Here is a 21,957-nt window from a genome sequence, read left to right as displayed (position 1 = left end):
TTATGCATCCAGCGTTATGGATTAGTAAAACTGGCTTAGACGCACAGCAAACTGATATTTCGGTGATTTCAAACAACGTCGCAAACGCCAGCACCGTAGGCTACAAAAAGAGCCGCGCGGTATTTGAAGATTTGTTATATCAAACGGTTAACCAAGCAGGGGGCATTAGCGCCTCTAACACTAAGTTGCCAAACGGTTTAAACATTGGTGCGGGTACCAAAGTGGTAGCCACTCAAAAAATGTTTACCCAAGGCAATATGCTGACCACGGATAACTCGCTCGATCTGATGATTGAAGGCCCTGGTTTTTTCGAAATCCAGTTACCCGATGGCACTACAGCTTATACTCGTAATGGTCAATTTACCTTAGATGATACTGGGCAAATTGTAACGCCGGGTTCGGGCTATGTGTTGCAACCACCGATCACGATTCCGGAAGATGCGACCAGTATTACAGTATCAGCCGAAGGTGAAGTCTCGGTAAAAACACCGGGCGCGGCAGAAAACCAAGTCGTGGGTCAGCTCAGTATGACCGACTTTATTAACCCATCGGGTTTAGATCCTATGGGACAAAACCTGTACACCGAAACCGGTGCCAGCGGTACACCGATCCAAGGTACTGCATCTCTGGATGGTATGGGGGCGATTCGTCAAGGTGCGTTAGAAACCTCTAACGTGAACGTGACCGAAGAGCTGGTTAACCTTATTGAAAGTCAGCGGATTTATGAGATGAACTCCAAAGTCATTTCGGCGGTCGATCAGATGCTGGCTTATGTGAATCAGAATTTATAGAGGCACATGATCATGGCTAGATATTTACTATTGGCCGCTGCGCTCTTGCTGACGGCATGTAGTTCAACCCCAAAGAAGCCGATTGCGGATGATCCCTTCTATGCTCCTGTTTACCCCGAAGCGCCACCAACCAAGATTGCGGCCACAGGGTCCATTTACCAAGATAGTCAAGCGGCCAGTCTTTATTCGGATATTCGCGCCCATAAAGTCGGCGACATTATCACTATCGTACTAAAAGAAGCGACCCAAGCTAAAAAAAGTGCTGGTAATCAGATCAAAAAAGGCTCTGATATGACGCTCGATCCGGTTTATGCGGGTGGCAGTAATCTGTCTTTAGGCGGTATCCCCCTCGACCTACGCTACAAAGATAGCATGAATACTAAGCGCGAATCCGATGCAGATCAAAGCAATAGCTTAGATGGCAGTATCTCCGCCAATATTATGCAAGTGCTCAATAACGGTAACTTAGTCGTGCGCGGTGAAAAGTGGATTTCAATCAACAATGGTGATGAGTTTATCCGCGTGACCGGTATTGTGCGCTCGCAAGATATCAAGCCAGATAACACAATCGATTCAACCCGTATGGCCAATGCGCGTATTCAATATAGCGGTACTGGTACTTTCGCCGAAGCGCAAAAAGTGGGCTGGTTAAGCCAGTTCTTTATGAGCGACTGGTGGCCCTTCTAAGGAGTCATATCATGAAATGTAAACTCATTTTTGCCGTTTTTATGTTGGCGTTTTCTATGCCCAGCCAGGCAGAACGCATTAAAGATATTGCCAATGTGCAAGGGGTGCGCAATAACCAGTTAATTGGTTACGGCTTGGTAGTGGGGTTACCGGGTACAGGGGAGAAAACCAATTACACCGAGCAAACTTTCACCACTATGCTAAAAAATTTCGGCATCAATTTGCCTGAAAATTTTAGACCCAAAATCAAAAACGTGGCGGTGGTCGCTGTGCATGCTGATATGCCTGCCTTTATCAAGCCGGGTCAAGAATTAGATGTGACCGTTTCAAGCTTGGGTGAGGCAAAAAGCTTACGTGGTGGAACCTTACTGCAAACTTTCCTTAAAGGGGTTGACGGTAATGTGTATGCAATTGCCCAGGGCAGCTTAGTCGTAAGTGGTTTTAGTGCCGATGGTTTGGATGGCTCTAAAGTGATTCAAAACACACCCACCGTTGGCCGCATTCCTAATGGCGCCATTGTTGAACGCAGTGTGGCAACGCCGTTTTCCACTGGCGATTATTTGACGTTTAACTTACGTCGCTCGGATTTTTCGACCGCGCAGCGGATGGCCGATGCGATTAATGATCTGCTCGGTCCTGATATGGCGCGTCCATTGGATGCAACGTCGATTCAGGTCAGTGCACCAAGGGATGTATCTCAACGGGTATCCTTTTTAGCCACGCTAGAAAACATTGAGGTGGAACCTGCTGAGGAGTCCGCCAAAGTGATTGTGAATTCGCGTACGGGCACGATTGTGGTGGGGCAGAATGTCAAGTTATTGCCTGCGGCAGTGACTCATGGTGGTTTGACTGTGACTATCGCCGAAGCGACTCAGGTGTCTCAGCCAAATGCGCTAGCCAATGGTCAAACAACAGTGACCAGTAATAGCACGATTAATGCTACCGAAAGTGATCGCCGGATGTTTATGTTTAATCCAGGCACGACCTTAGATGAATTAGTGCGCGCCGTAAACTTAGTGGGTGCAGCGCCTTCAGATGTGCTTGCAATTCTGGAAGCGTTAAAAGTGGCAGGAGCTTTGCATGGTGAACTTATCATCATCTAATTTCTGTCGGGAAAATCATGGAAAAGCTTTCAAGTTCATCACATTTTCTTGATCTGGGCGGGCTGGATAACCTGCGTGCCCAGGCTCAGAAAGATGAAAAGGGCGCCTTGAAAAAAGTCGCCCAACAATTTGAAGGCGTTTTTGTGCAAATGCTAATGAAGAGCATGCGTGACGCAAATGCGGTGTTCGAGTCCGATAGTCCTCTCAATAGCCAATACACCAAGTTTTATGAGCAGATGCGGGATCAGCAGTTATCCGTCGATTTATCGGATAAAGGCGTATTGGGACTGGCGGACATGATGGTGCAGCAGTTATCACCTGAGTCTAGCCCGTTTACACCGGCATCTGTGCTGCGTAATGACGGTGGCATGAAATTGGAACATGACGCTAAAGCGCTCAATATTCCTACTCAAACGCCATCTACCGCAGAGGCTGAAAGTGCTAACACTCCCGTGGTTGTAGCGCATGGTGTGCCAGCATCAATTGCCCGCCCAAGTGTTGAATTTGAAGACAACAATGGCGTCACCTCTTCACTCGACATTGATAGGCCTCAGCGCTTACTGGCCATCGATACGCCTAAGCCTACTTGGTCTGAGCAACCCTTATCAGCGATAGAACCTGTCATCAGCGGCCAAATATTGCCGACTGTGGCATTTAGAGAAACGCAAAAGACGCTCAAGTTTGGTAGCCGTGAAGAGTTTTTAGCGACGCTATATCCCCATGCAGAAAAAGCCGCTAAAGCCCTTGGCACTAAACCCGAAGTGTTATTAGCTCAATCGGCCCTTGAGACTGGCTGGGGACAAAAAATTGTCCGTGGCCATAATGGAGCCCCAAGCCATAACTTGTTCAATATTAAAGCTGATCGTCGTTGGCAAGGTGATAAAGCTAACGTGAGTACCTTGGAATTTGAGCAGGGTATTGCCGTTAGACAAAAAGCCGATTTCCGTGTTTACAACGATTTTGACCACAGTTTTAACGATTTTGTTTCCTTTATTGCTGACGGTGAGCGCTATCAAGATGCCAAGAAAGTGGCGGCTTCACCGACTCAGTTTATCCGTGCATTACAGGAAGCGGGTTATGCAACCGATCCTAAATATGCTGAAAAAGTGATTAAAGTCATGCAGTCAATCAGTGAAGAGCTGAAGTCGATACTGCCAGGAGAAGACAAATGATCATTCTTCATAAGACGTTAGTATTGGGGAGTATCGGCTAATGGCTATCGATCTTTTAAATATTGCCCGTACAGGGGTGCTCGCTTCCCAGTCGCAACTGGGGGTGACCAGTAATAACATCGCCAACGCTAATACCGTGGGATATCACAGACAAGTGGCGACGCAAACCACCTTAGATTCCCAACGTCTTGGCAGTAGCTTTTATGGGACTGGTACTTATGTCTCTGACGTCAAACGTATTTATAACGACTATGCTGCGCGTGAGCTGCGTATTGGCCAAACGACTCTGAGTGCGGCAGAGGCCAGCTATGGAAAGCTAAGTGAGCTTGACCAAATTTTCTCCCAAATCGGTAAAGTGGTACCACAGAGCTTGACCGATTTGTTTGCTGGCCTCAACAGCTTGGCGGATTTACCTGCAGATTTAGGTATTCGTAGCTCAACCTTAAACGATGCCAAACAATTGGCGAATAGTTTGAACCAGATGCAGTCGACCTTGAACGGGCAGCTCAATCAAACCAATGATCAAATCACGGGGATGACTAAGCGCATTAATGAAATCAGCACTGAGCTTGCTAATCTCAATCTTGAATTGATGAAATCACCTAATCAAGATCCCATCTTATTAGACAAACAAGACGCGTTAGTACAAGAGCTGAGTCAGTATGCGCAGGTCAATGTGATCCCCTTAGAAAATGGCGCCAAGAGCATCATGTTAGGCGGTTCTATCATGTTGGTCTCTGGGGAAGTTGCTATGTCAATGAGTACGGCAACAGGTGATCCTTTCCCAAATGAATTGCAGTTGATGTCTTCCATTGGCTCACAGAGTGTGAAGGCTGATCCTAGCAAGTTAGGCGGTCAGTTGGGCGCGTTATTTGAATACCGTGACCAGACCTTAGTGCCTGCAAGCTTAGAACTTGATCAATTGGCCTTAGGCGTGGCCGACAGCTTTAACAAACTGCAGGCGCAAGGATTTGATCTTAATGGTCAAGTTGGCGCAAATATGTTCAAAGATATCAACGATCCATTGATGTCCTTAGGCCGGGTTGGTGGTTTTACAGATAATACTGGCAACGCGACTTTAGGCGTTAATATCGACGATACCAGTGCCTTAACGGGTGGATCATATGAGTTATCTTTTACTGCACCTTCGACCTATGAACTGCGAGATACGCAAACGGGCGCGATTACTCCGCTTACCTTAAATGGCACTAAGTTAGAAGGTGGTGCTGGGTTTTCAATTGATATTAAAGCCGGGGCCATGGCCTCTGGAGATCGGTTTTCAATACGCCCAACCGCAGGTGCCGCGAATGGCATTGAAGTGGTGATGACAGATCCTAAAGGTATTGCAGCCGCAGCACCAAAAATTACCGCAGATACCGCGAACTCAGGTAACACTCAAGTTAAGCTCACGCAAATTACTGATCGTAATGCGGCGAATTTTCCGGTAAAGGGAGGCGAGTTGACGATTCAGTTAAATACAACTGCCGTGCCGCCGACATTTGAAGCCTTTGATGCAACAGGCGCATCCCTTGGTGCGCCCACCGCCTATACGCCGCCAAGCATCAGTGCCTTTGGTTTTACCTTTGAAGTCGAGAGTAGCGCTGCAGCTGCGGGTGACAAATTTACCTTCGACTTATCCTTTGCCGAAGGGGATAACACCAATGCAGTTGCGATGGCAAAACTGAGTGAAACCAAAGTGATGAATGGTGGTAAGTCAACACTTGCGGATGTCTTTGAACTGACTAAACAGGATATTGGTAGTAAAACAAAAGCAGCCGAAGTGCGAGTGGGGTCTGCGGAAGCCATCTACAAACAAGCCTATGCCAGAGTAGAAAGTGAATCTGGTGTGAACTTAGATGAAGAAGCGGCCAACTTGATGCGTTTTCAACAAGCTTATCAGGCTTCTGCTCGCATCATGTCAACCGCGCAGCAAATTTTTGACAGCCTATTGACTTCAGTACGTTAGGAGAAGTGACGATGCGATTATCAACTGCGCAGCTCTTTAATCAAAGTATTACTAGCGTGCTGCAAAAACAAACGGCAACAAGCAAAGTTTTAGAACAGCTAAGTAGTGGCAAAAAGGTTAATACTTCAGGGGATGACCCTGTAGCGGCCTTGGGTATCGATAACCTGAATCAACGCAATGCTCTGGTCGATCAATTTATGAAGAATATCGATTATGCCAATAACCGCCTTGCTGTCACTGAAAGTAAGTTAGGCAGTGCCGAAGACTTAACTGGCTCTATTCGTGAGCAATTGATGCGTGCTGTCAACGGCACCCTCTCTGACTCAGAGCGGCAAATGATTGCCGATGAGATGAAAGACAGCCTCAAAGAATTGCTCTCCCTTGCCAACAGTAAAGATGAGTCTGGCAATTATCTGTTCTCTGGATTCAGCACCGACAAACAACCCTTTGCTTTTGATAACTCTACTCCGCCAAAGATCGTATACAGCGGCGACTCTGGCGTGCGCGATAGTCTAGTTCAGTCAGGTGTCGCAATTGGAACGAATATTCCTGGCGATCAAGCTTTTATGAAAGCACCCAATGGGCTTGGCGATTATAGCGTCAATTATTTGGCCAGTCAGCAAGGGGACTTTAAGGTTCAAACGGCAAAAATTGCTGATCAGGCAACTTATGTTGCTGATACGTACACATTTAATTTTTCTGATAATGGTGCTGGTGGCGTCAATTTACAGGTATTGGATTCGGCTAACAATCCCGTCGCTAACGTGACCAACTTCGATGCCACGACTCCCGTGAGTTTTAATGGCATAGAAGTCAAGATAGACGGTAAACCCAGTGCTGGCGATAGTTTCAGCATGGAGCCTCAGTCCGAAGTGAGTATTTTCGATACGATCAGTAATGCGATCGCGTTGATCGAAGATCCTAATGTGGCGAATTCGCCCCAAGGTAAAGCTCAGTTGGCACAGATATTGAATAATATCGACAGTGGCGTCAATCAGATGAGTTCTGCCAGAAGTGTCGCAGGGAATAATCTGAAAACCGTCGAGCGTTATAAAGATACTCATACAGAAGAGAAAGTGGTGAATACTTCAGCGCTTTCACTTCTTGAGGATCTGGATTATGCGTCAGCGATTACGGAATTTGAAAAGCAACAGCTTGCATTGAACGCAGTCTCTAACGTGTTTAGTAAGGTGGGTTCTGTTTCCCTGTTTGACTTTATTTAACAGAAAGCAAAGACCTAACCCTCTGTAAGATAAATTGTTAAAAAATTTAGCCAAGCTCCAAGCCTTGGCGGTATAACTAGGAAGAGGAACTCAACATGGCTATTACAGTTAATACTAACGTGACTTCGATGAAGGCACAGAAAAATTTAAATACCTCAAATAGTGGTTTATCCACCTCGATGGAACGTCTATCCAGTGGCTTGCGCATTAACAGTGCTAAAGATGACGCAGCAGGCTTAGCCATTTCTAACCGCTTAAATAGTCAGGTTCGTGGTTTGGAAGTCGGTATGCGTAACGCTAACGATGCTATCTCTATCGCCCAGATTGCTGAAGGTGCGATGCAAGAACAGACTAACATGTTACAACGTATGCGTGACTTGACGATTCAGTCTGAAAACGGTGCCAACAGTACTGCTGACTTGGTTTCTATAAAAGCTGAAATGGATCAACTTGCAACAGAGATTGACAGTATTGGTAATAGTACGGCTTTTGGTAATACTAAATTGCTTACAGGTACCTTTTCTGCTGGTAAGGTATTCCAAGTGGGTCACCAAGAAGGTGAAGATATTAAGGTTACGGTAAAAGCCAGTAATAAAACATCTTTATCAGTAGGTGCGTTGAATAACGCTACGTCAGCAAACAGAGCTTCTTCATTAGCAAAAATTGATGCAGCCATTAAAACAATTGATAGCCAACGTGCTGATTTGGGTGCCGTGCAAAACCGCTTAGCACATAATATCAGCAATAGTGCGAATACTCAGGCAAACGTTGCTGATGCGAAGAGCCGTATTGTCGATGTGGATTTTGCGAAAGAAACGTCAGCAATGACTAAATATCAAGTTTTACAACAAACGGGTTCTGCAATGCTCGCCCAAGCGAACCAACTTCCGCAGGTTGCTTTATCACTATTGGGCTAAGCTTAACACTGAGTGTTTTTGTAGAGTACTTTTGCCTACTTTTTCTAATCAAGGTTAGAAAAGTAGGCAAAGTTTTAGTGGTGATAAATTTTATCTTTATGAAAATAAATGTGTTTTTATAAAGATAAAAATTTTCAAAAATAATCCTAAAGATAAAAAAGCTGCTGCCGCTATATATACTGTAACCACTAAGACCCGCCTGGCTTAAGTAGACAGGCAAGTTTAGACAAGCCAGGTATTAAAGAGGAAACGATCATGGCCATTACAGTTAACACTAACGTCACATCTTTAAAAGCACAGAAAAACTTAAATACTTCCGCTAGCGATTTGGCCACTTCGATGGAACGTTTATCCAGTGGTCTGCGTATTAACAGCGCAAAAGATGACGCAGCGGGGCTAGCTATTTCTAACCGCTTAAATAGCCAAGTTCGCGGCTTAGAAGTCGGTATGCGTAACGCCAACGATGCGATCTCGATTGCACAGATTGCTGAAGGCGCGATGCAAGAACAAACTAACATGCTACAACGTATGCGTGATTTAACCGTTCAGTCTGAAAACGGTGCCAACAGCTCTGCTGACTTAAGCGCACTAAAAGCTGAAATGGATCAACTTGCCAACGAAATCGATGAAATTGGTAAAACTACTGCATTCGGTACAACTAAGCTTTTAGCGGGTGGTTTCTCTGCTGGTAAGAATTTCCAAGTTGGCGCACAAGACGGCGAAGATATTAAAGTAACTGTAAAAGCCAGTAACAAATCTTCTTTATCTGTCGGTTCCTTGGGAAATACGACATCAGCTGCCCGAGCATCATCTTTAAAGAAAATCGACGCAGCAATCAAAACTATTGACGCGCAACGTGCGGATTTAGGTGCTATCCAAAACCGTTTAGCCCATAACATCAGTAACAGTGCTAACACACAAGCAAACGTTGCCGATGCGAAGAGCCGTATTGTGGACGTTGACTTTGCAAAAGAAACATCGCAAATGACTAAGAACCAAGTGTTGCAACAAACAGGTTCTGCAATGCTGGCGCAAGCTAACCAATTACCTCAAGTGGCCTTATCACTGCTTTAATAAACTATTGAAGCATAACGTTATAAGGGAGGTTCGGCGACGGATCTCCCTTTGCCACATAAATGGTCATTAAGTTATAGTGTTTGTTAGGCTGTAAAAGACAAATGCTTATGATGGTGAGGTATAGCTATGGATATCAATATAGCAAGCACATCAATGCAGGTCTCAAACCGTGTTGATTTGGCTCAAGTACCACTGAAAGCACCGACGGCGGATGTTGAGTTAAAACGCAATGCTGCCGTATCAGCTGTTGAACAGTCTACTGAGCAAAGTGGAACGGAAAATGAACAAAATCCTGGAAAGTTAACCCAAGTGGCGACTGAACTTTCCGATATGATGTCAATGATGCGTAAAGGGCTTGCATTTAAAGTTGACGAAAATTCAGGTCAAGCAGTGGTGACAGTCTTGGATAGAGATACTGGTGATGTCATTAGACAAATGCCCAGTGAGGAAGCACTGAAATTAGCAGAAAAACTGTCAGAAGTGACAGGTCTGTTAATGAAAACAGAAGCTTAAAACTCACACAGTAATTTATCCGTTGATGAGTAAGAGGTTTGTATGGCAATATCAGCGACAGGTATGGGGTCTGGTTTAGACATTTCTAACATTGTAAAAGTGTTAGTGGATGCCGAGAAAGCGCCCAAAGAAGCGATGTTCAACAAGACGGAAGACAGCATCAAAGCAAAAGTTTCTGCGATGGGAACTTTAAAAAGTGCGTTGTCTACGTTTCAGGATGCCGTTAAGAAACTTCAAACTGGTGATGCGTTAAATCAACGGAAAATTTCTGTTAGCACTGATGCATACCTTAGCGCCAAAGCTGAAAAAACAGCTCAAGCAGGTAGCTATGGGATTAAAGTTGAGCAGGTAGCAACTAATCATAAGATTGCAGGTACCAATGTTGCTGATGCCACACAACCAGTGGGTGAGGGTAGTTTAGCATTTGGTGTTAATGGTAAAAGCTTTTCTGTTGATATTGCTGCTACCGATTCTTTGGCTGAAATTGCCAAAAAAGTCAATGAAGCCTCCGATAATGTTGGGGTCACTGCAACAGTGATTACCAGTGATGCCGGTAGTCGGTTAGTGTTTAGCGCAAATAAAACCGGTGAAGATAACCAAATTAGTCTCACTGCAACGAACACCTCTGGTTCAGGGGTGACTGATATGTTTGGTTCCGGCAATACTTCGACATTGCAAGATGCTAAAAATGCAGTACTTTACATTGATGGTCAAAAAGTTACCTCACAAAGTAATGAAGTAAAAAATGCCATAACTGGTGTGACACTGAATTTGACGAATGCCGATGTGGCTAAAACCACGACGGTTAAAATTGAGCAAGATAATGAAGCGGTAAAAACAAACGTTCAAGCTTTTGTTGATGCCTACAATAGTTTAGTGACGACCATCGATAAGATGTCCTCCTATGACAAAGATAAAAAAACGGCAGCAGCACTTCAGGGCGACTCTATGATTCGCTCAATTGAATCTCAGCTTCGCAGTGTGGCAAGTGGACGTGTTCCCACTGCGGATGGTGGTTCAATAGCACTTTATGATATTGGTATTAAAGCAGACAGGTACGGAAAATTATCCGTAGATGATACAAAACTCAATAAAGCACTCACCGAAGATATGTCGAGCGTTGAAGCACTATTTGCAACTCCTGATAAAGGTCTTGCTAATCGGTTTAACGATCTTGCCAATAGCTATGTTAAATCAAGTGGGTTAATTGCTGACCGTCAGTCTAGCTATACTACTCAGCAAAGTCGTTTGGCAGATCAAAGAGCGGCATTTACACTGAAGATGGACCAGCTAACCGCCCGTTTAACGAAGCAATTTAATGCGATGGACCTTGTCGTTGGAAAACTCAACCAACAAAGTAGTGGGTTAGTTGACCGACTAAACTCATTGCCTGGTGCGGTTAAAAAGAGCTAAATCGATTTAAGTAAAAAGGAACATTGTTGTGAAGCAACTCGATGAGCTTAATATTACACTTGCGCAAGTGTTAGAACAGCTAAACCGAATTCCTGCTGAGGACGCTCAAACAGATGACTTGGTCTCAAATTTGCAGAACATGGTTGAAGAGCGTCAACTTTTACTCAATGTATTAGTCGCCGATGCCAATATGACGGATGCTAACTATCTTCAGCGTCAGCTTGAATTTACTCAGGACTTTACAAAAAAGGCGAGTATTATCATGGCTGACAGGCAAGCATTATTACATGCGAGCAGTAAGAATAAGCGCCAGATCAGTGTTTACGAGACTATAGATTCAAATAGGTAGGTGTTTATGAGAGGATCACTGCAATCATATCGAAAGGTTTCGCTTGAAAGTGAAATTACCGTGGCTTCCCCACATAGAATTATTCAGTTGATGTTTGCTGGTGCTCTGCAGCGCCTTGCGCAAAGCCGTTATGCCATTGAGCAGAATGATTTAGTCAATAAAGGGATTTATATTAATAAAGCGGTCGGTATCATTATTGGACTGAGTAATAGTTTAAATATGGATGCTGGTGGCCAGATAGCTAAAAATTTGAGTGACTTATACGATTTTATGTTACGTAAGATTTCTGAAGCTAACCTAAATAATGATGTAAAGGCCATTGATGATGTTTGTGATATTTTACGAACCATCAAAGAAGGTTGGGACGCCATTCCCGCAGATAAACACAATATCTCTTCCCATGTAGAAGCGCGCTAAATTCTAGAGCCCTATAAAATGATCAGGAAAGACGCACAGTTTTGTGCGTCTTTTTTTGGCTCGTGTCAACTAATTGACTTCGATGGCTAGAATCATGGCATAAATGAACTAAAATCAATTCAGTTTGGCAGAATCCGCATTCGAAGCTTGCTTCTCGACTGCTGATAATACAATATTCATCACAGTCGTGATGGTGGCACAGATTGTTACATTGAATTTGTTAAGCTTTTACAGCAACTAATCATAAATAATTAATGCGAATTAATACCTAATTAGCGCTTTACGGCCTACTGAATGATGCAAACAGATCAACGAATTTTACTTGTCGGAACCCCATCAGAGCGCTTAAGTCGCCTGTGTTGCATTTTTGAATTTTTGGGTGAGCAGATTGATATCATCACCATCGAAAAATTAAGCACTTGTCTGCAGGAAACCCGTTTCCGTGCTCTAGTGATCAGTATTGATAATATGTCTGCTGATGCGCTCAAGTTAGTTGCTAGTCAGTATCCTTGGCAACCGATTTTATTATTTGGTCATGTCGGTGAGCTGCAAGTGTCGAATGTGCTAGGTCACATTGAAGAGCCATTAAACTACCCACAATTAACCGAACTCCTGCACTTCTGTCAGGTTTATGGGCAAGTAAAACGCCCGCAAGTCCCGACTAGTGCAAATCAAACTAAACTTTTCCGTAGCCTAGTTGGGCGTAGTGATGGCATCGCCAATGTCCGTCACTTAATTAGCCAAGTAGCGACCTCAGATGCCACAGTGTTAGTCCTTGGTCAGTCTGGAACGGGTAAAGAAGTGGTTGCCCGTAACATTCATTATTTATCTGAGCGCCGTGATGGTCCTTTTATTCCAGTGAACTGCGGCGCGATACCTCCCGAGTTGCTGGAGAGTGAATTATTTGGTCATGAGAAAGGCTCCTTTACGGGGGCGATTAGTTCTCGAAAAGGCCGTTTTGAGCTCGCTGAAGGTGGCACGTTATTCCTCGATGAAATCGGTGATATGCCTTTGCAGATGCAAGTTAAATTGTTGCGCGTATTGCAAGAACGGGTGTTTGAGCGGGTGGGTGGTACTAAAACGATTAACGCCGATGTGCGTGTCGTAGCGGCAACCCATAGGGATCTTGAAACTATGATCAGCAGTAATGAGTTTCGTGAAGATCTTTACTACCGCCTCAATGTGTTCCCGATTGAAATGCCCGCGTTAAGTGAACGCAAAGATGATGTTCCATTACTGCTGCAAGAGTTAGTCAGTCGCGTATACAACGAAGGTCGTGGTAAAGTGCGGTTTACGCAGCGTGCGATTGAATCGTTAAAAGAACATGCTTGGTCAGGTAACGTGCGGGAATTATCTAACCTTGTCGAGCGCTTAACCATTTTATATCCGGGCGGCTTGGTCGATGTGAATGACTTACCCATAAAGTACCGTCATATCGATGTGCCTGAATACAGTGTGGAGCTCAGTGAAGAGCAGCAGGAGCGTGATGCGCTTGCTTCGATTTTCACCAGTGAGGAGCCAGTAGAAATACCTGAAACCCGTTTCCCCAGTGAGCTGCCGCCTGAAGGGGTTAACCTCAAAGATCTACTGGCAGAGCTTGAAATTGATATGATACGCCAAGCGTTAGAGCAGCAGGACAACGTGGTTGCGCGCGCCGCCGAGATGCTCGGTATTCGCCGTACGACCTTAGTCGAGAAAATGCGCAAATACGGCATGACAAAAGAATAGTCATTTCGTTATTGTTTATCTATTTGATTTATTGAATTAAATTCATTTCTTAATTTGGCATAGAATGTGCAATCACTCCGTTAGAAGCAATTTTTTGACGGAGTGACTATGTCAGCTCATCCACTAGCGCAACTTGAAACATTCAAGCACACTAGCAAACAATGGAACCAACTGCGTGAGGCCGCCAATATGTCCAATCGGATGGAGCATATTTTACAGGCTATGCCCTCTGGCGTGGTGATTTTGAACGGTGATGGCATTGTCACCGATGCAAATCCCGTTGCAGTGGAGTTGCTTGAACAGTCATTGTGTGGTGCCCGTTGGATTGATGTTATTCATACCGCTTTTGCCCCTCAGGATGATGATGGTCATGAGGTATCTTTGCGTAATGGTCGCCGCGTAAAACTGGCCATCACGCCATTAACGCCCGAGCCAGGTCAGTTAATCGTGCTGACAGATTTGACCGAAACCCGTCTATTACAAAAAAATCTTTCCCATCTGCAGCGCTTGTCGGCCCTTGGTAAAATGGTTGCGACACTGGCTCATCAAGTCCGCACGCCGCTTTCCGCTGCACTGTTATATGCCGCCAATTTAGCTAGTCCTAAGTTATCGGATTCTGCCAAGGTTAAATTTCAGCAGAAGTTAGTCGACAGACTCAACGAGTTAGAACGTCAAGTGAACGATATGCTGCTGATGGCTAAAGGGCGTCAGGATGAGTTGGGTGAGCTGATTAATCTTAATGATGTTATTGAAAATGTCGTTGCTAACTGTGAACCGATTGTAGCTAAACACGGTGCAGAATTGACTGTGACTAATGCCTCTAATGGTTTAATGCTTGCGAATGTGAATGCATTAAGCTCAGCCGTAAATAATTTGGTTATGAACAGCCTTGAGGCGGGAGCGACTCAGATCCAGCTTGTCGCCAATGAGATAGATGATCAGCTACATCTCAATGTTGTCGATAATGGTAAAGGACTGGATGCTAAGATGCAGCAAAGAGTGTTAGAGCCTTTCTTTACCACCAAAGCCCAAGGCACAGGTTTAGGCCTAGCCGTTGTTCAGTCTGTGGTGCGTAATCATGGTGGTCAACTTCAATTAAACTGTATGCCAAATAAAGGCTGCACAGTCTCGCTTACTTTCCCACAGGCGAAATCTGCCACAGTATTGCCGCTGGAGAAATCCCATGTCTGAAGCCAAATTGCTCTTAGTTGAAGATGATGCGTCCCTGCGTGAAGCATTGCTCGATACGTTAATGTTGGCGCAATACGATTGTATCGATGTGGCATCCGGTGAAGAGGCCATTCTTGCTCTAAAACAACATCAATTTGATCTGGTGATTAGCGATGTACAAATGCCGGGGATTGGTGGCTTAGGCTTATTAAATTATTTACAGCAGCATCATCCCAAGTTGCCCGTGTTGTTAATGACGGCTTACGCCACGATTGGCAGTGCGGTAAGTGCTATCAAGCTGGGTGCGGTGGATTATCTGGCAAAACCCTTTGCCCCTGAGGTGTTATTAAACCAAGTATCCCGTTATTTACCGCTAAAACAAAATCGCGATCAACCTGTCGTGGCAGATGAAAAGAGCCTCTCGTTATTGTCCTTGGCGCAACGGGTTGCAGCCTCAGATGCTTCAGTGATGATCCTTGGGCCAAGTGGTTCAGGTAAAGAAGTGTTGGCGCGTTACATTCATCAACACAGCAGTCGGGCTGAAGAGGCCTTTGTGGCAATCAACTGCGCAGCAATCCCCGAAAATATGCTTGAGGCGACATTATTCGGCTATGAAAAGGGTGCCTTTACTGGTGCTTATCAGGCTTGCCCTGGTAAGTTTGAACAGGCGCAGGGCGGTACCTTATTGCTCGATGAAATTTCAGAAATGGATTTAGGTCTTCAGGCGAAACTACTGCGTGTGTTACAAGAACGTGAAGTGGAACGTTTAGGGGGGCGCAAAACCATTAAGCTGGATGTGAGAGTGCTGGCAACCTCAAATCGGGATTTAAAAGCTGTAGTTGCCGCAGGGCAATTTAGGGAAGATCTCTATTATCGTATAAATGTATTTCCACTCACTTGGCCAGCACTGAATCAACGGCCAGCGGACATCTTACCCCTTGCGAGGCATTTGCTTACAAAACACGCAAAGGCGCTTAATGTCGTTGATTTACCTGAGTTTGATGATGCCGCTTGCCGCCGTTTACTTAGCCACCGTTGGCCAGGTAACGTACGAGAGCTGGATAACGTTGTGCAGCGAGCGTTAATTTTACGCGCGGGGGCGTTGATCACTGCCAATGACATTATTATCGATGCTCAAGATGTACCGCTAACATCCGATGACGCCGAATATATGAGCGAGCCTGAAGGTTTAGGTGAAGAGTTAAAGGCGCAGGAGCATGTGATCATTCTCGAAACCTTAGTTCAATGCCAAGGCAGCCGTAAGTTGGTTGCTGAGAAACTGGGGATCAGCGCGCGCACCTTAAGATACAAAATGGCCAGAATGCGGGATATGGGTATTCAATTGCCTAGCTAATCGATTTAGCTATCCTTTTGTCTTACAAGGAATTACTAATAAGTTACCTTATTGGTAATTTGTCCTTTTAGATTTTTGACTTCCTGATTATTTCATTACCGTACGGCCAAGTAAAAACTTGGCCGTAGTTTTGCATATCCTCTTTATCTAGAGAGTTTAATCGTCAATAACTCGACGATGAGGAGCATAACATGCAAATTGGCGCGAATTCATTACTGCAAGAAATGCAGTCACTTAAAGGTGAAGTTACTCCTTCTTTTGGAATATCACCCAATAATATTGTGCAGCAAGTGAATAACACCAGCGGTGCTGACTTTGGGCAATTACTGTCGCAAGCTATTGGTAATGTCAGTGGATTGCAGTCAACCTCATCTAACCTCGCCACGCGATTAGACATGGGGGATACCACAGTGAGTCTTTCTGATAGTGTGATTGCCCGCGAAAAAGCCAGTGTTGCCTTTGAAGCCACTATTCAAGTGCGCAATAAGCTCGTTGAAGCTTATAAAGAAATCATGAGTATGCCTGTTTAGGCCAATGAATAACGCAATGAGCAGGTACGAATCGTGAGCACAGAAATGATTGTCGGATCGAACGCCGGCGCAATGGACCAAGGGGTCCAGCAAGAACATAAATCCGGCGTACTGGGGAACCTCGGTGGCGTCGATATGATGCGCCAAATCACCATGATTTTAGCGTTAGCCATTTGTTTGGCGCTAGCCGTATTTGTCATGATTTGGGCACAGGAACCTGAGTATCGCCCATTGGGTAAAATGGAAACTCAGGAGATGGTGCAAGTGCTAGATGTACTTGATAAAAATAAAATCAAGTATCAAATCGATGTTGATGTCGTTAAGGTGCCGGAAGATAAGTATCAAGAAGTTAAAATGATGCTTAGCCGTGCGGGTATTGATAGCGCGGCAACGTCCAAACAAGACTTTCTCACCCAAGACAGTGGCTTTGGTGTGAGTCAAAGAATGGAGCAAGCCCGCCTTAAGCACAGTCAAGAGGAAAACCTTGCCCGCGCGATTGAACAATTACAAAGTGTGAGCCGTGCAAAAGTGATTTTAGCGCTCCCCAAAGAAAACGTGTTTGCCCGTAACACCGCTCAGCCAAGTGCTACCGTTGTGATCAACACCCGCCGTGGCGGTTTAGGCCAAGGTGAAGTGGATGCTATCGTGGATATCGTCGCTTCAGCGGTACAAGGGTTAGAGCCTTCTCGCGTCACGGTAACGGATTCTAATGGCCGTTTACTGAACTCTGGTAGTCAAGATGGGGTTTCAGCAAGGGCGCGCCGTGAGCTTGAGTTGGTACAGCAAAAAGAAACCGAATACCGGACTAAAATTGACTCGATTCTCTCGCCAATTCTTGGACATGATAATTTCACTTCCCAAGTGGATGTAAGCATGGATTTCACCGCAGTTGAACAAACTGCCAAACGTTTTAACCCCGACTTACCATCGCTACGCAGTGAAATGACGGTGGAGAATAACTCAACGGGTGGTTCGACTGGGGGGATTCCTGGTGCTTTATCGAACCAACCCCCTATGGAATCAAATATTCCGCAGGAGGCTGCGACAGCAGCAACCGAAAGTGTGGCCGCAGGTAACTCTCACCGTGAAGCGACACGTAACTTTGAATTAGATACCACTATTAGCCATACCCGTCAGCAAATTGGCGTTGTGCGCCGTGTGAGTGTATCGGTTGCGGTGGACTTTAAACCGGGCGCCGCAGGTGAAAATGGTCAGGTGGCACGCGTTGCCCGTACCGAGCAAGAGTTGACTAACATTCGCCGTTTATTGGAGGGAGCAGTGGGCTTCAGTGCGCAGCGTGGTGATGTGCTTGAAGTCGTGACAGTGCCCTTTATGGATCAATTAGTTGAAGATGTACCCGCCCCTGAATTATGGGAGCAGCCTTGGTTTTGGCGTGCGGTCAAATTAGGCGTCGGTGCATTAGTGATCCTAGTACTTATCCTTGCAGTGGTTCGCCCTATGCTTAAACGCTTAATCTATCCAGATCGCGTCAATATGCCAGAGGATGGAAGACTGGGGAATGAGCTTGCCGAGATCGAAGATCAGTATGCTGCCGATACCTTAGGGATGCTCAATACCAAAGAAGCAGAGTATAGTTATGCTGACGATGGCTCAATTCTTATCCCTAATCTGCATAAAGATGATGATATGATTAAAGCTATCCGTGCGCTTGTGGCGAATGAGCCCGAGCTTTCTACCCAAGTCGTGAAAAACTGGTTACAAGACAATGGCTGAGAATAAATCAAAAGACGCCGCTGAGACCCCAAGCTTCAATGTAAAGGATCTCAGTGGTATCGAAAAAACGGCGATTCTACTGTTAAGTTTGAGTGAGGCCGATGCCGCCTCCATTCTAAAGCACTTAGAGCCTAAGCAAGTGCAGAAGGTGGGGATGGCGATGGCAGCAATGGAAGACTTTGGTCAAGAGAAAGTCATTGGGGTACATAAGCTGTTTCTTGATGATATACAAAAGTATTCATCTATTGGCTTTAATAGTGAAGAGTTCGTCCGTAAAGCCTTAACAGCAGCGTTAGGTGAAGACAAAGCTGGTAATTTGATTGAACAAATTATCATGGGCAGCGGTGCTAAAGGACTTGACTCACTCAAATGGATGGATGCGCGTCAAGTTGCTACCATCATCCAAAATGAACATCCGCAAATCCAAACTATTGTTTTATCGTATTTAGAGCCAGATCAAGCGGCAGAAATTTTTGGGCAGTTCCCCGAAAACACTCGCTTAGACTTAATGATGCGTATTGCTAATCTTGAAGAAGTTCAACCTGCGGCATTGCAAGAGCTTAACGATATCATGGAGAAACAATTCGCAGGTCAAGGTGGGGCGCAGGCGGCGAAGATGGGCGGCCTAAAAGCGGCAGCTAACATCATGAACTATCTTGATACTGGTGTTGAAAGCCAGTTGATGGAAACGATGCGTGAAACCGACGAAGAAATGGCGCAGCAGATCCAAGACTTGATGTTTGTATTTGAAAACCTTATCGATGTGGATGATCGCGGTATTCAAACTTTACTGCGTGAAGTGCAGCAGGATGTATTAATGAAGGCGCTTAAAGGTGCCGATGATCAGCTCAAAGACAAGATTTTGGGCAACATGTCAAAACGGGCAGCCGAGTTGCTGCGTGACGATTTGGAGGCGATGGGCCCCATTCGGATCAGCGAAGTCGAGATTGCTCAAAAAGAAATTCTGTCAATTGCACGTCGTTTAAGTGACAGTGGCGAAATCATGTTAGGCGGCGGTGGTGGCGATGAGTTCCTCTAATCGGAGTGACAATCAGTTAGACGACAAATTATCCCACAGGGTGGTTAGCGACGCTGAGATTGAGTTCAGCCATTGGCAATTACCCGATGTGACTGAAACCGAAGACGTTAGCATTTCTAACCTGTTTGGTTATAGTGCCCAACAAGCACCAAAAGCTGTTGCCGTCGAAACCGTTGCACCACCGACAATGGCCGAAATTGAAGATATTCGTGCCCAAGCCGAAGAGGAAGGCTTTAACGAGGGTAAAACTCAAGGTCATATCGAAGGATTAGAGCAAGGTAGACTTGAAGGGCTTGAACAAGGCCATAAAGAAGGTTTCACTCAGGGGCATGAACAGGGCTTAGAAACGGGTCTTGCCGAAGCAAAAGCATTACTGAGCCGCTTTGAGGGGTTACTCTGTCAATTTGAAAAGCCACTGCAATTACTTGATGGCGATATTGAGCATACCTTAATGTCGCTCACCATGGCGCTGGCGAAATCGGTGATTGGTCATGAGTTGAAGACCCATCCGGAACAAATTTTGTCTGCGCTGCGCTTGGGGGTCGAATCTCTCCCGATTAAGGAACAAACTGTCAATCTTCGTATGCATCCCGACGATGTGACATTGGTTGAAACCTTATATTCCAGTACTCAATTGACGCGTAATCAATGGCAATTAGAGGCCGATCCTAGCTTAACGGCGGGGGATTGTATTATTAGCAGCCAACGCTCTTTGGTAGATTTAACCCTTTCATCACGCATTGATGCCGTGTTTGAATCCCTTCGCAATCAACAATCTCACTTAGCGTTGCAGCAGCAACAGCGCCAAGCCGCCCTCGATGAGGAAAATGCTGCTAAAATCGTCCCTGAGTCAATAAAGGACGCTGATGAACTGGTCGCTCAGTACCAAGGGGATGGAGAGCAAGATGCACAATCGCCGCCATCAACTGCAGAATAAACTGAATCACTACATCGATAAAGTACCCCCGTTTCGCGCAGTTGCCAGCGGGCAATTAGTGCGCGTCGTCGGCTTAACTTTAGAGGCAAGCGGCTGTCGTGCACCCGTTGGTAGCTTGTGTTCTATCGAGACCATGGTGGGAGAGTTAATTGCCGAAGTGGTTGGTTTTGATGATGAATTGTTGTATCTCATGCCGATTGAAGAGCTGCGTGGCGTGTTACCCGGTGCGCGCGTCGTTCCCCTAGGAGAGCAGGCGGGTCTTAATGTGGGGTTATCCCTGTTAGGAAGAGTGCTCGACGGTAATGGCGTGCCTTTAGACGGTCTTGGCGCGTTATCTACCGAACAGCAAGCGCCAAGGCACAGTAATGCCATCAACCCACTTTCACGCCGCGCGATTACCGAGCCACTCGATGTAGGCGTTCGCGCCATCAATGCCATGCTAACCGTGGGTAAGGGCCAACGTATGGGCTTATTTGCGGGCTCAGGTGTGGGTAAAAGTGTGCTGCTTGGGATGATGACCCGAGGCACGACCGCCGATATTATTGTGGTTGGGTTGGTGGGGGAGCGTGGCCGTGAAGTCAAAGAATTTATTGAAGAAATCCTCGGTGAAAAGGGCAGAGCGCGCTCTGTTGTTGTAGCAGCCCCCGCCGATACCTCTCCTCTGATGCGCCTGCGAGCCTGTGAGACGTCAACACGTATTGCTGAATACTTTCGGGATTTAGGCTATAACGTATTGTTATTAATGGATAGTTTAACTCGTTATGCTCAGGCGCAGCGGGAAATTGCCCTTGCGGTGGGCGAGCCGCCAGCAACCAAAGGTTATCCTCCATCTGTGTTTGCTAAACTGCCGCGCCTTGTTGAACGTGCAGGTAATGGTGGACCTGGACAGGGTTCCATCACCGCATTTTATACTGTGCTTACCGAGGGGGATGATCAACAGGATCCTATTGCCGATGCTTCGAGGGCGATTCTTGATGGCCATATTGTCCTCTCTCGCTCGCTCGCCGATTCAGGGCATTATCCTGCTATCGATATTGAGGCATCCATCAGCCGGGTGGCGCCTATGGTGATTTCCAATGAACACCTTGAGGCCATGCGCCGCGTCAAGCAAACCTATTCGCTTTATCAGCAGAATAAGGATCTGATTTCGATTGGTGCCTATGCGCAAGGGAGCGATCCTCGCATTGATAACGCAATACGTCTGCAACCCGCAATGAATGCTTTTCTGCGGCAAACCATGCGTGATGCCTTTAGTTTTGCCGATAGCCAAGTGATGCTAGGGCAACTTGCAGCGCAATGTAAATAATCGAGGCCGTTATGGCGAATACCGATCCCCTATTACTCGTATTAAAGTTAGCCCTCGACGCAGAGGAGCAAGCTGCACTGTTGCTAAAGTCAGCGCAACTTGAGTGCCAAAAACGTCAAAATCAGCTTGATGCGCTAAATAACTATCGCTTGGATTATATGAAGCAGATGCAGTCTCAGCAGGGGCAGGCCATCAGTGCGAGTCATTATCATCAATTCCATCGTTTTATTCGGCAAATCGATGAGGCCATTGCTCAGCAACAGCGTGTAGTCGCCGACGGTGAAAAGCAGAAAAACTATCGTCAGCACTATTGGCTTGAGAAACAAAAAAAACGTAAGGCAGTGGAGTTACTCCTCGATAATAAAGAGAAAAAGCGCCAAGCGATTGAGCTGAAAAAAGAGCAAAAGATGACGGATGAATTTGCCTCGCAACAGTTTTACCGCCGTAATAAGTAATCATCTAACAAGTTATACCCGCATTTTTTACATCTTTATTTGTTGGCATTTTATTTGCTTGCTTTATGTTAGATAT

Annotated in this window: 21 protein-coding genes; all 21 read left to right on the top strand. The window is 45.7% G+C overall.

The genetic code is table 11. The annotated features are described in order from the left end of the window. Positions 1–2: 2 nt before the first annotated feature. The 21 genes from flgG to fliJ all read left to right on the top strand — a co-directional run bounded on the left by flgG (position 3) and on the right by fliJ (position 21,881). Positions 3–791 carry a flagellar basal-body rod protein FlgG gene (gene flgG, locus SO_RS15140; protein WP_011073128.1) on the top strand — a complete coding sequence of 263 codons (789 nt, stop codon included), beginning with the start codon at positions 3–5 and terminating at the stop codon, positions 789–791. A gap of 12 nt (positions 792–803) precedes the next feature. Continuing rightward, the gene (flgH, locus tag SO_RS15135; protein ID WP_011073127.1) at positions 804–1,478 is read left to right on the top strand and encodes a flagellar basal body L-ring protein FlgH; all 675 of its coding nucleotides are present in this window, start codon (positions 804–806) and stop codon (positions 1,476–1,478) included. A gap of 11 nt (positions 1,479–1,489) precedes the next feature. Then, complete coding sequence (locus SO_RS15130) at positions 1,490–2,581, top strand: flagellar basal body P-ring protein FlgI (protein ID WP_011073126.1); 1,092 nt, start codon at positions 1,490–1,492, stop codon at positions 2,579–2,581. Positions 2,582–2,598: 17 nt separating this feature from the next. Further along, a complete protein-coding gene (gene flgJ, locus SO_RS15125; protein ID WP_011073125.1) occupies positions 2,599–3,753 on the top strand; it encodes a flagellar assembly peptidoglycan hydrolase FlgJ in 1,155 nt (384 codons plus the stop codon). 40 nt (positions 3,754–3,793) lie between these two features. Continuing rightward, the gene (gene flgK, locus SO_RS15120; RefSeq protein ID WP_011073124.1) at positions 3,794–5,719 is read left to right on the top strand and encodes a flagellar hook-associated protein FlgK; all 1,926 of its coding nucleotides are present in this window, start codon (positions 3,794–3,796) and stop codon (positions 5,717–5,719) included. 11 nt (positions 5,720–5,730) lie between these two features. Next, positions 5,731–6,942, top strand: coding sequence for a flagellar hook-associated protein FlgL (gene flgL, locus SO_RS15115; protein WP_011073123.1), 1,212 nt, complete (start codon positions 5,731–5,733; stop codon positions 6,940–6,942). Positions 6,943–7,037: 95 nt separating this feature from the next. Then, entirely contained in the window at positions 7,038–7,859 is an 822-nt protein-coding gene (locus SO_RS15110; RefSeq protein ID WP_011073122.1) for a flagellin N-terminal helical domain-containing protein, read from the top strand. A gap of 255 nt (positions 7,860–8,114) precedes the next feature. Beyond that, positions 8,115–8,933 carry a flagellin N-terminal helical domain-containing protein gene (locus SO_RS15105; protein ID WP_011073121.1) on the top strand — a complete coding sequence of 273 codons (819 nt, stop codon included), beginning with the start codon at positions 8,115–8,117 and terminating at the stop codon, positions 8,931–8,933. A 129-nt stretch (positions 8,934–9,062) separates the two neighbouring features. Beyond that, entirely contained in the window at positions 9,063–9,449 is a 387-nt protein-coding gene (locus SO_RS15100; RefSeq protein WP_011073120.1) for a flagellar protein FlaG, read from the top strand. A 42-nt stretch (positions 9,450–9,491) separates the two neighbouring features. Continuing rightward, the gene (gene fliD / locus SO_RS15095; RefSeq protein ID WP_011073119.1) at positions 9,492–10,862 is read left to right on the top strand and encodes a flagellar filament capping protein FliD; all 1,371 of its coding nucleotides are present in this window, start codon (positions 9,492–9,494) and stop codon (positions 10,860–10,862) included. Positions 10,863–10,890: 28 nt separating this feature from the next. After that, a complete protein-coding gene (locus tag SO_RS15090; protein WP_011073118.1) occupies positions 10,891–11,211 on the top strand; it encodes a flagella biosynthesis chaperone for FliD FliT in 321 nt (106 codons plus the stop codon). A gap of 6 nt (positions 11,212–11,217) precedes the next feature. Continuing rightward, positions 11,218–11,628: a flagellar export chaperone FliS gene (gene fliS / locus SO_RS15085; protein ID WP_011073117.1), complete on the top strand. Its 411-nt coding sequence runs from the start codon at positions 11,218–11,220 to the stop codon at positions 11,626–11,628. A 294-nt stretch (positions 11,629–11,922) separates the two neighbouring features. Beyond that, the gene (locus SO_RS15080; RefSeq protein WP_011073116.1) at positions 11,923–13,356 is read left to right on the top strand and encodes a sigma-54 dependent transcriptional regulator; all 1,434 of its coding nucleotides are present in this window, start codon (positions 11,923–11,925) and stop codon (positions 13,354–13,356) included. 108 nt (positions 13,357–13,464) lie between these two features. After that, positions 13,465–14,547 carry a sensor histidine kinase gene (locus tag SO_RS15075; protein WP_011073115.1) on the top strand — a complete coding sequence of 361 codons (1,083 nt, stop codon included), beginning with the start codon at positions 13,465–13,467 and terminating at the stop codon, positions 14,545–14,547. After that, on the top strand, positions 14,540–15,880 hold the full coding sequence (locus tag SO_RS15070) for a sigma-54-dependent transcriptional regulator (protein WP_011073114.1): 1,341 nt from the start codon (positions 14,540–14,542) through the stop codon (positions 15,878–15,880). Before SO_RS15075 ends, SO_RS15070 begins: the two co-directional genes overlap by 8 nt. Before the next feature lie 191 nt (positions 15,881–16,071). Beyond that, positions 16,072–16,410 (top strand): flagellar hook-basal body complex protein FliE, encoded by a 339-nt coding sequence (gene fliE, locus SO_RS15065; protein WP_011073113.1) that lies wholly within the window; start codon positions 16,072–16,074, stop codon positions 16,408–16,410. A 45-nt stretch (positions 16,411–16,455) separates the two neighbouring features. Then, positions 16,456–18,144 carry a flagellar basal-body MS-ring/collar protein FliF gene (fliF, locus tag SO_RS15060; RefSeq protein WP_164925897.1) on the top strand — a complete coding sequence of 563 codons (1,689 nt, stop codon included), beginning with the start codon at positions 16,456–16,458 and terminating at the stop codon, positions 18,142–18,144. After that, positions 18,137–19,183, top strand: coding sequence for a flagellar motor switch protein FliG (fliG, locus tag SO_RS15055; protein ID WP_011073111.1), 1,047 nt, complete (start codon positions 18,137–18,139; stop codon positions 19,181–19,183). Before fliF ends, fliG begins: the two co-directional genes overlap by 8 nt. Beyond that, positions 19,170–20,120 carry a flagellar assembly protein FliH gene (gene fliH / locus SO_RS15050; protein ID WP_011073110.1) on the top strand — a complete coding sequence of 317 codons (951 nt, stop codon included), beginning with the start codon at positions 19,170–19,172 and terminating at the stop codon, positions 20,118–20,120. Before fliG ends, fliH begins: the two co-directional genes overlap by 14 nt. Next, positions 20,089–21,426 carry a flagellar protein export ATPase FliI gene (gene fliI / locus SO_RS15045; protein ID WP_011073109.1) on the top strand — a complete coding sequence of 446 codons (1,338 nt, stop codon included), beginning with the start codon at positions 20,089–20,091 and terminating at the stop codon, positions 21,424–21,426. The genes fliH and fliI overlap by 32 nt, the downstream gene beginning before the upstream one ends. A gap of 11 nt (positions 21,427–21,437) precedes the next feature. Next, positions 21,438–21,881 (top strand): flagellar export protein FliJ, encoded by a 444-nt coding sequence (gene fliJ, locus SO_RS15040; protein ID WP_011073108.1) that lies wholly within the window; start codon positions 21,438–21,440, stop codon positions 21,879–21,881. Positions 21,882–21,957: the final 76 nt, after the last annotated feature.

Source organism: Shewanella oneidensis MR-1 (assembly GCF_000146165.2).
Taxonomy (GTDB): Bacteria; Pseudomonadota; Gammaproteobacteria; order Enterobacterales; family Shewanellaceae; genus Shewanella; species Shewanella oneidensis.
Note: the sequence above shows the minus strand (reverse complement) of the source record. Positions and strands in the feature narration are given on the sequence as shown.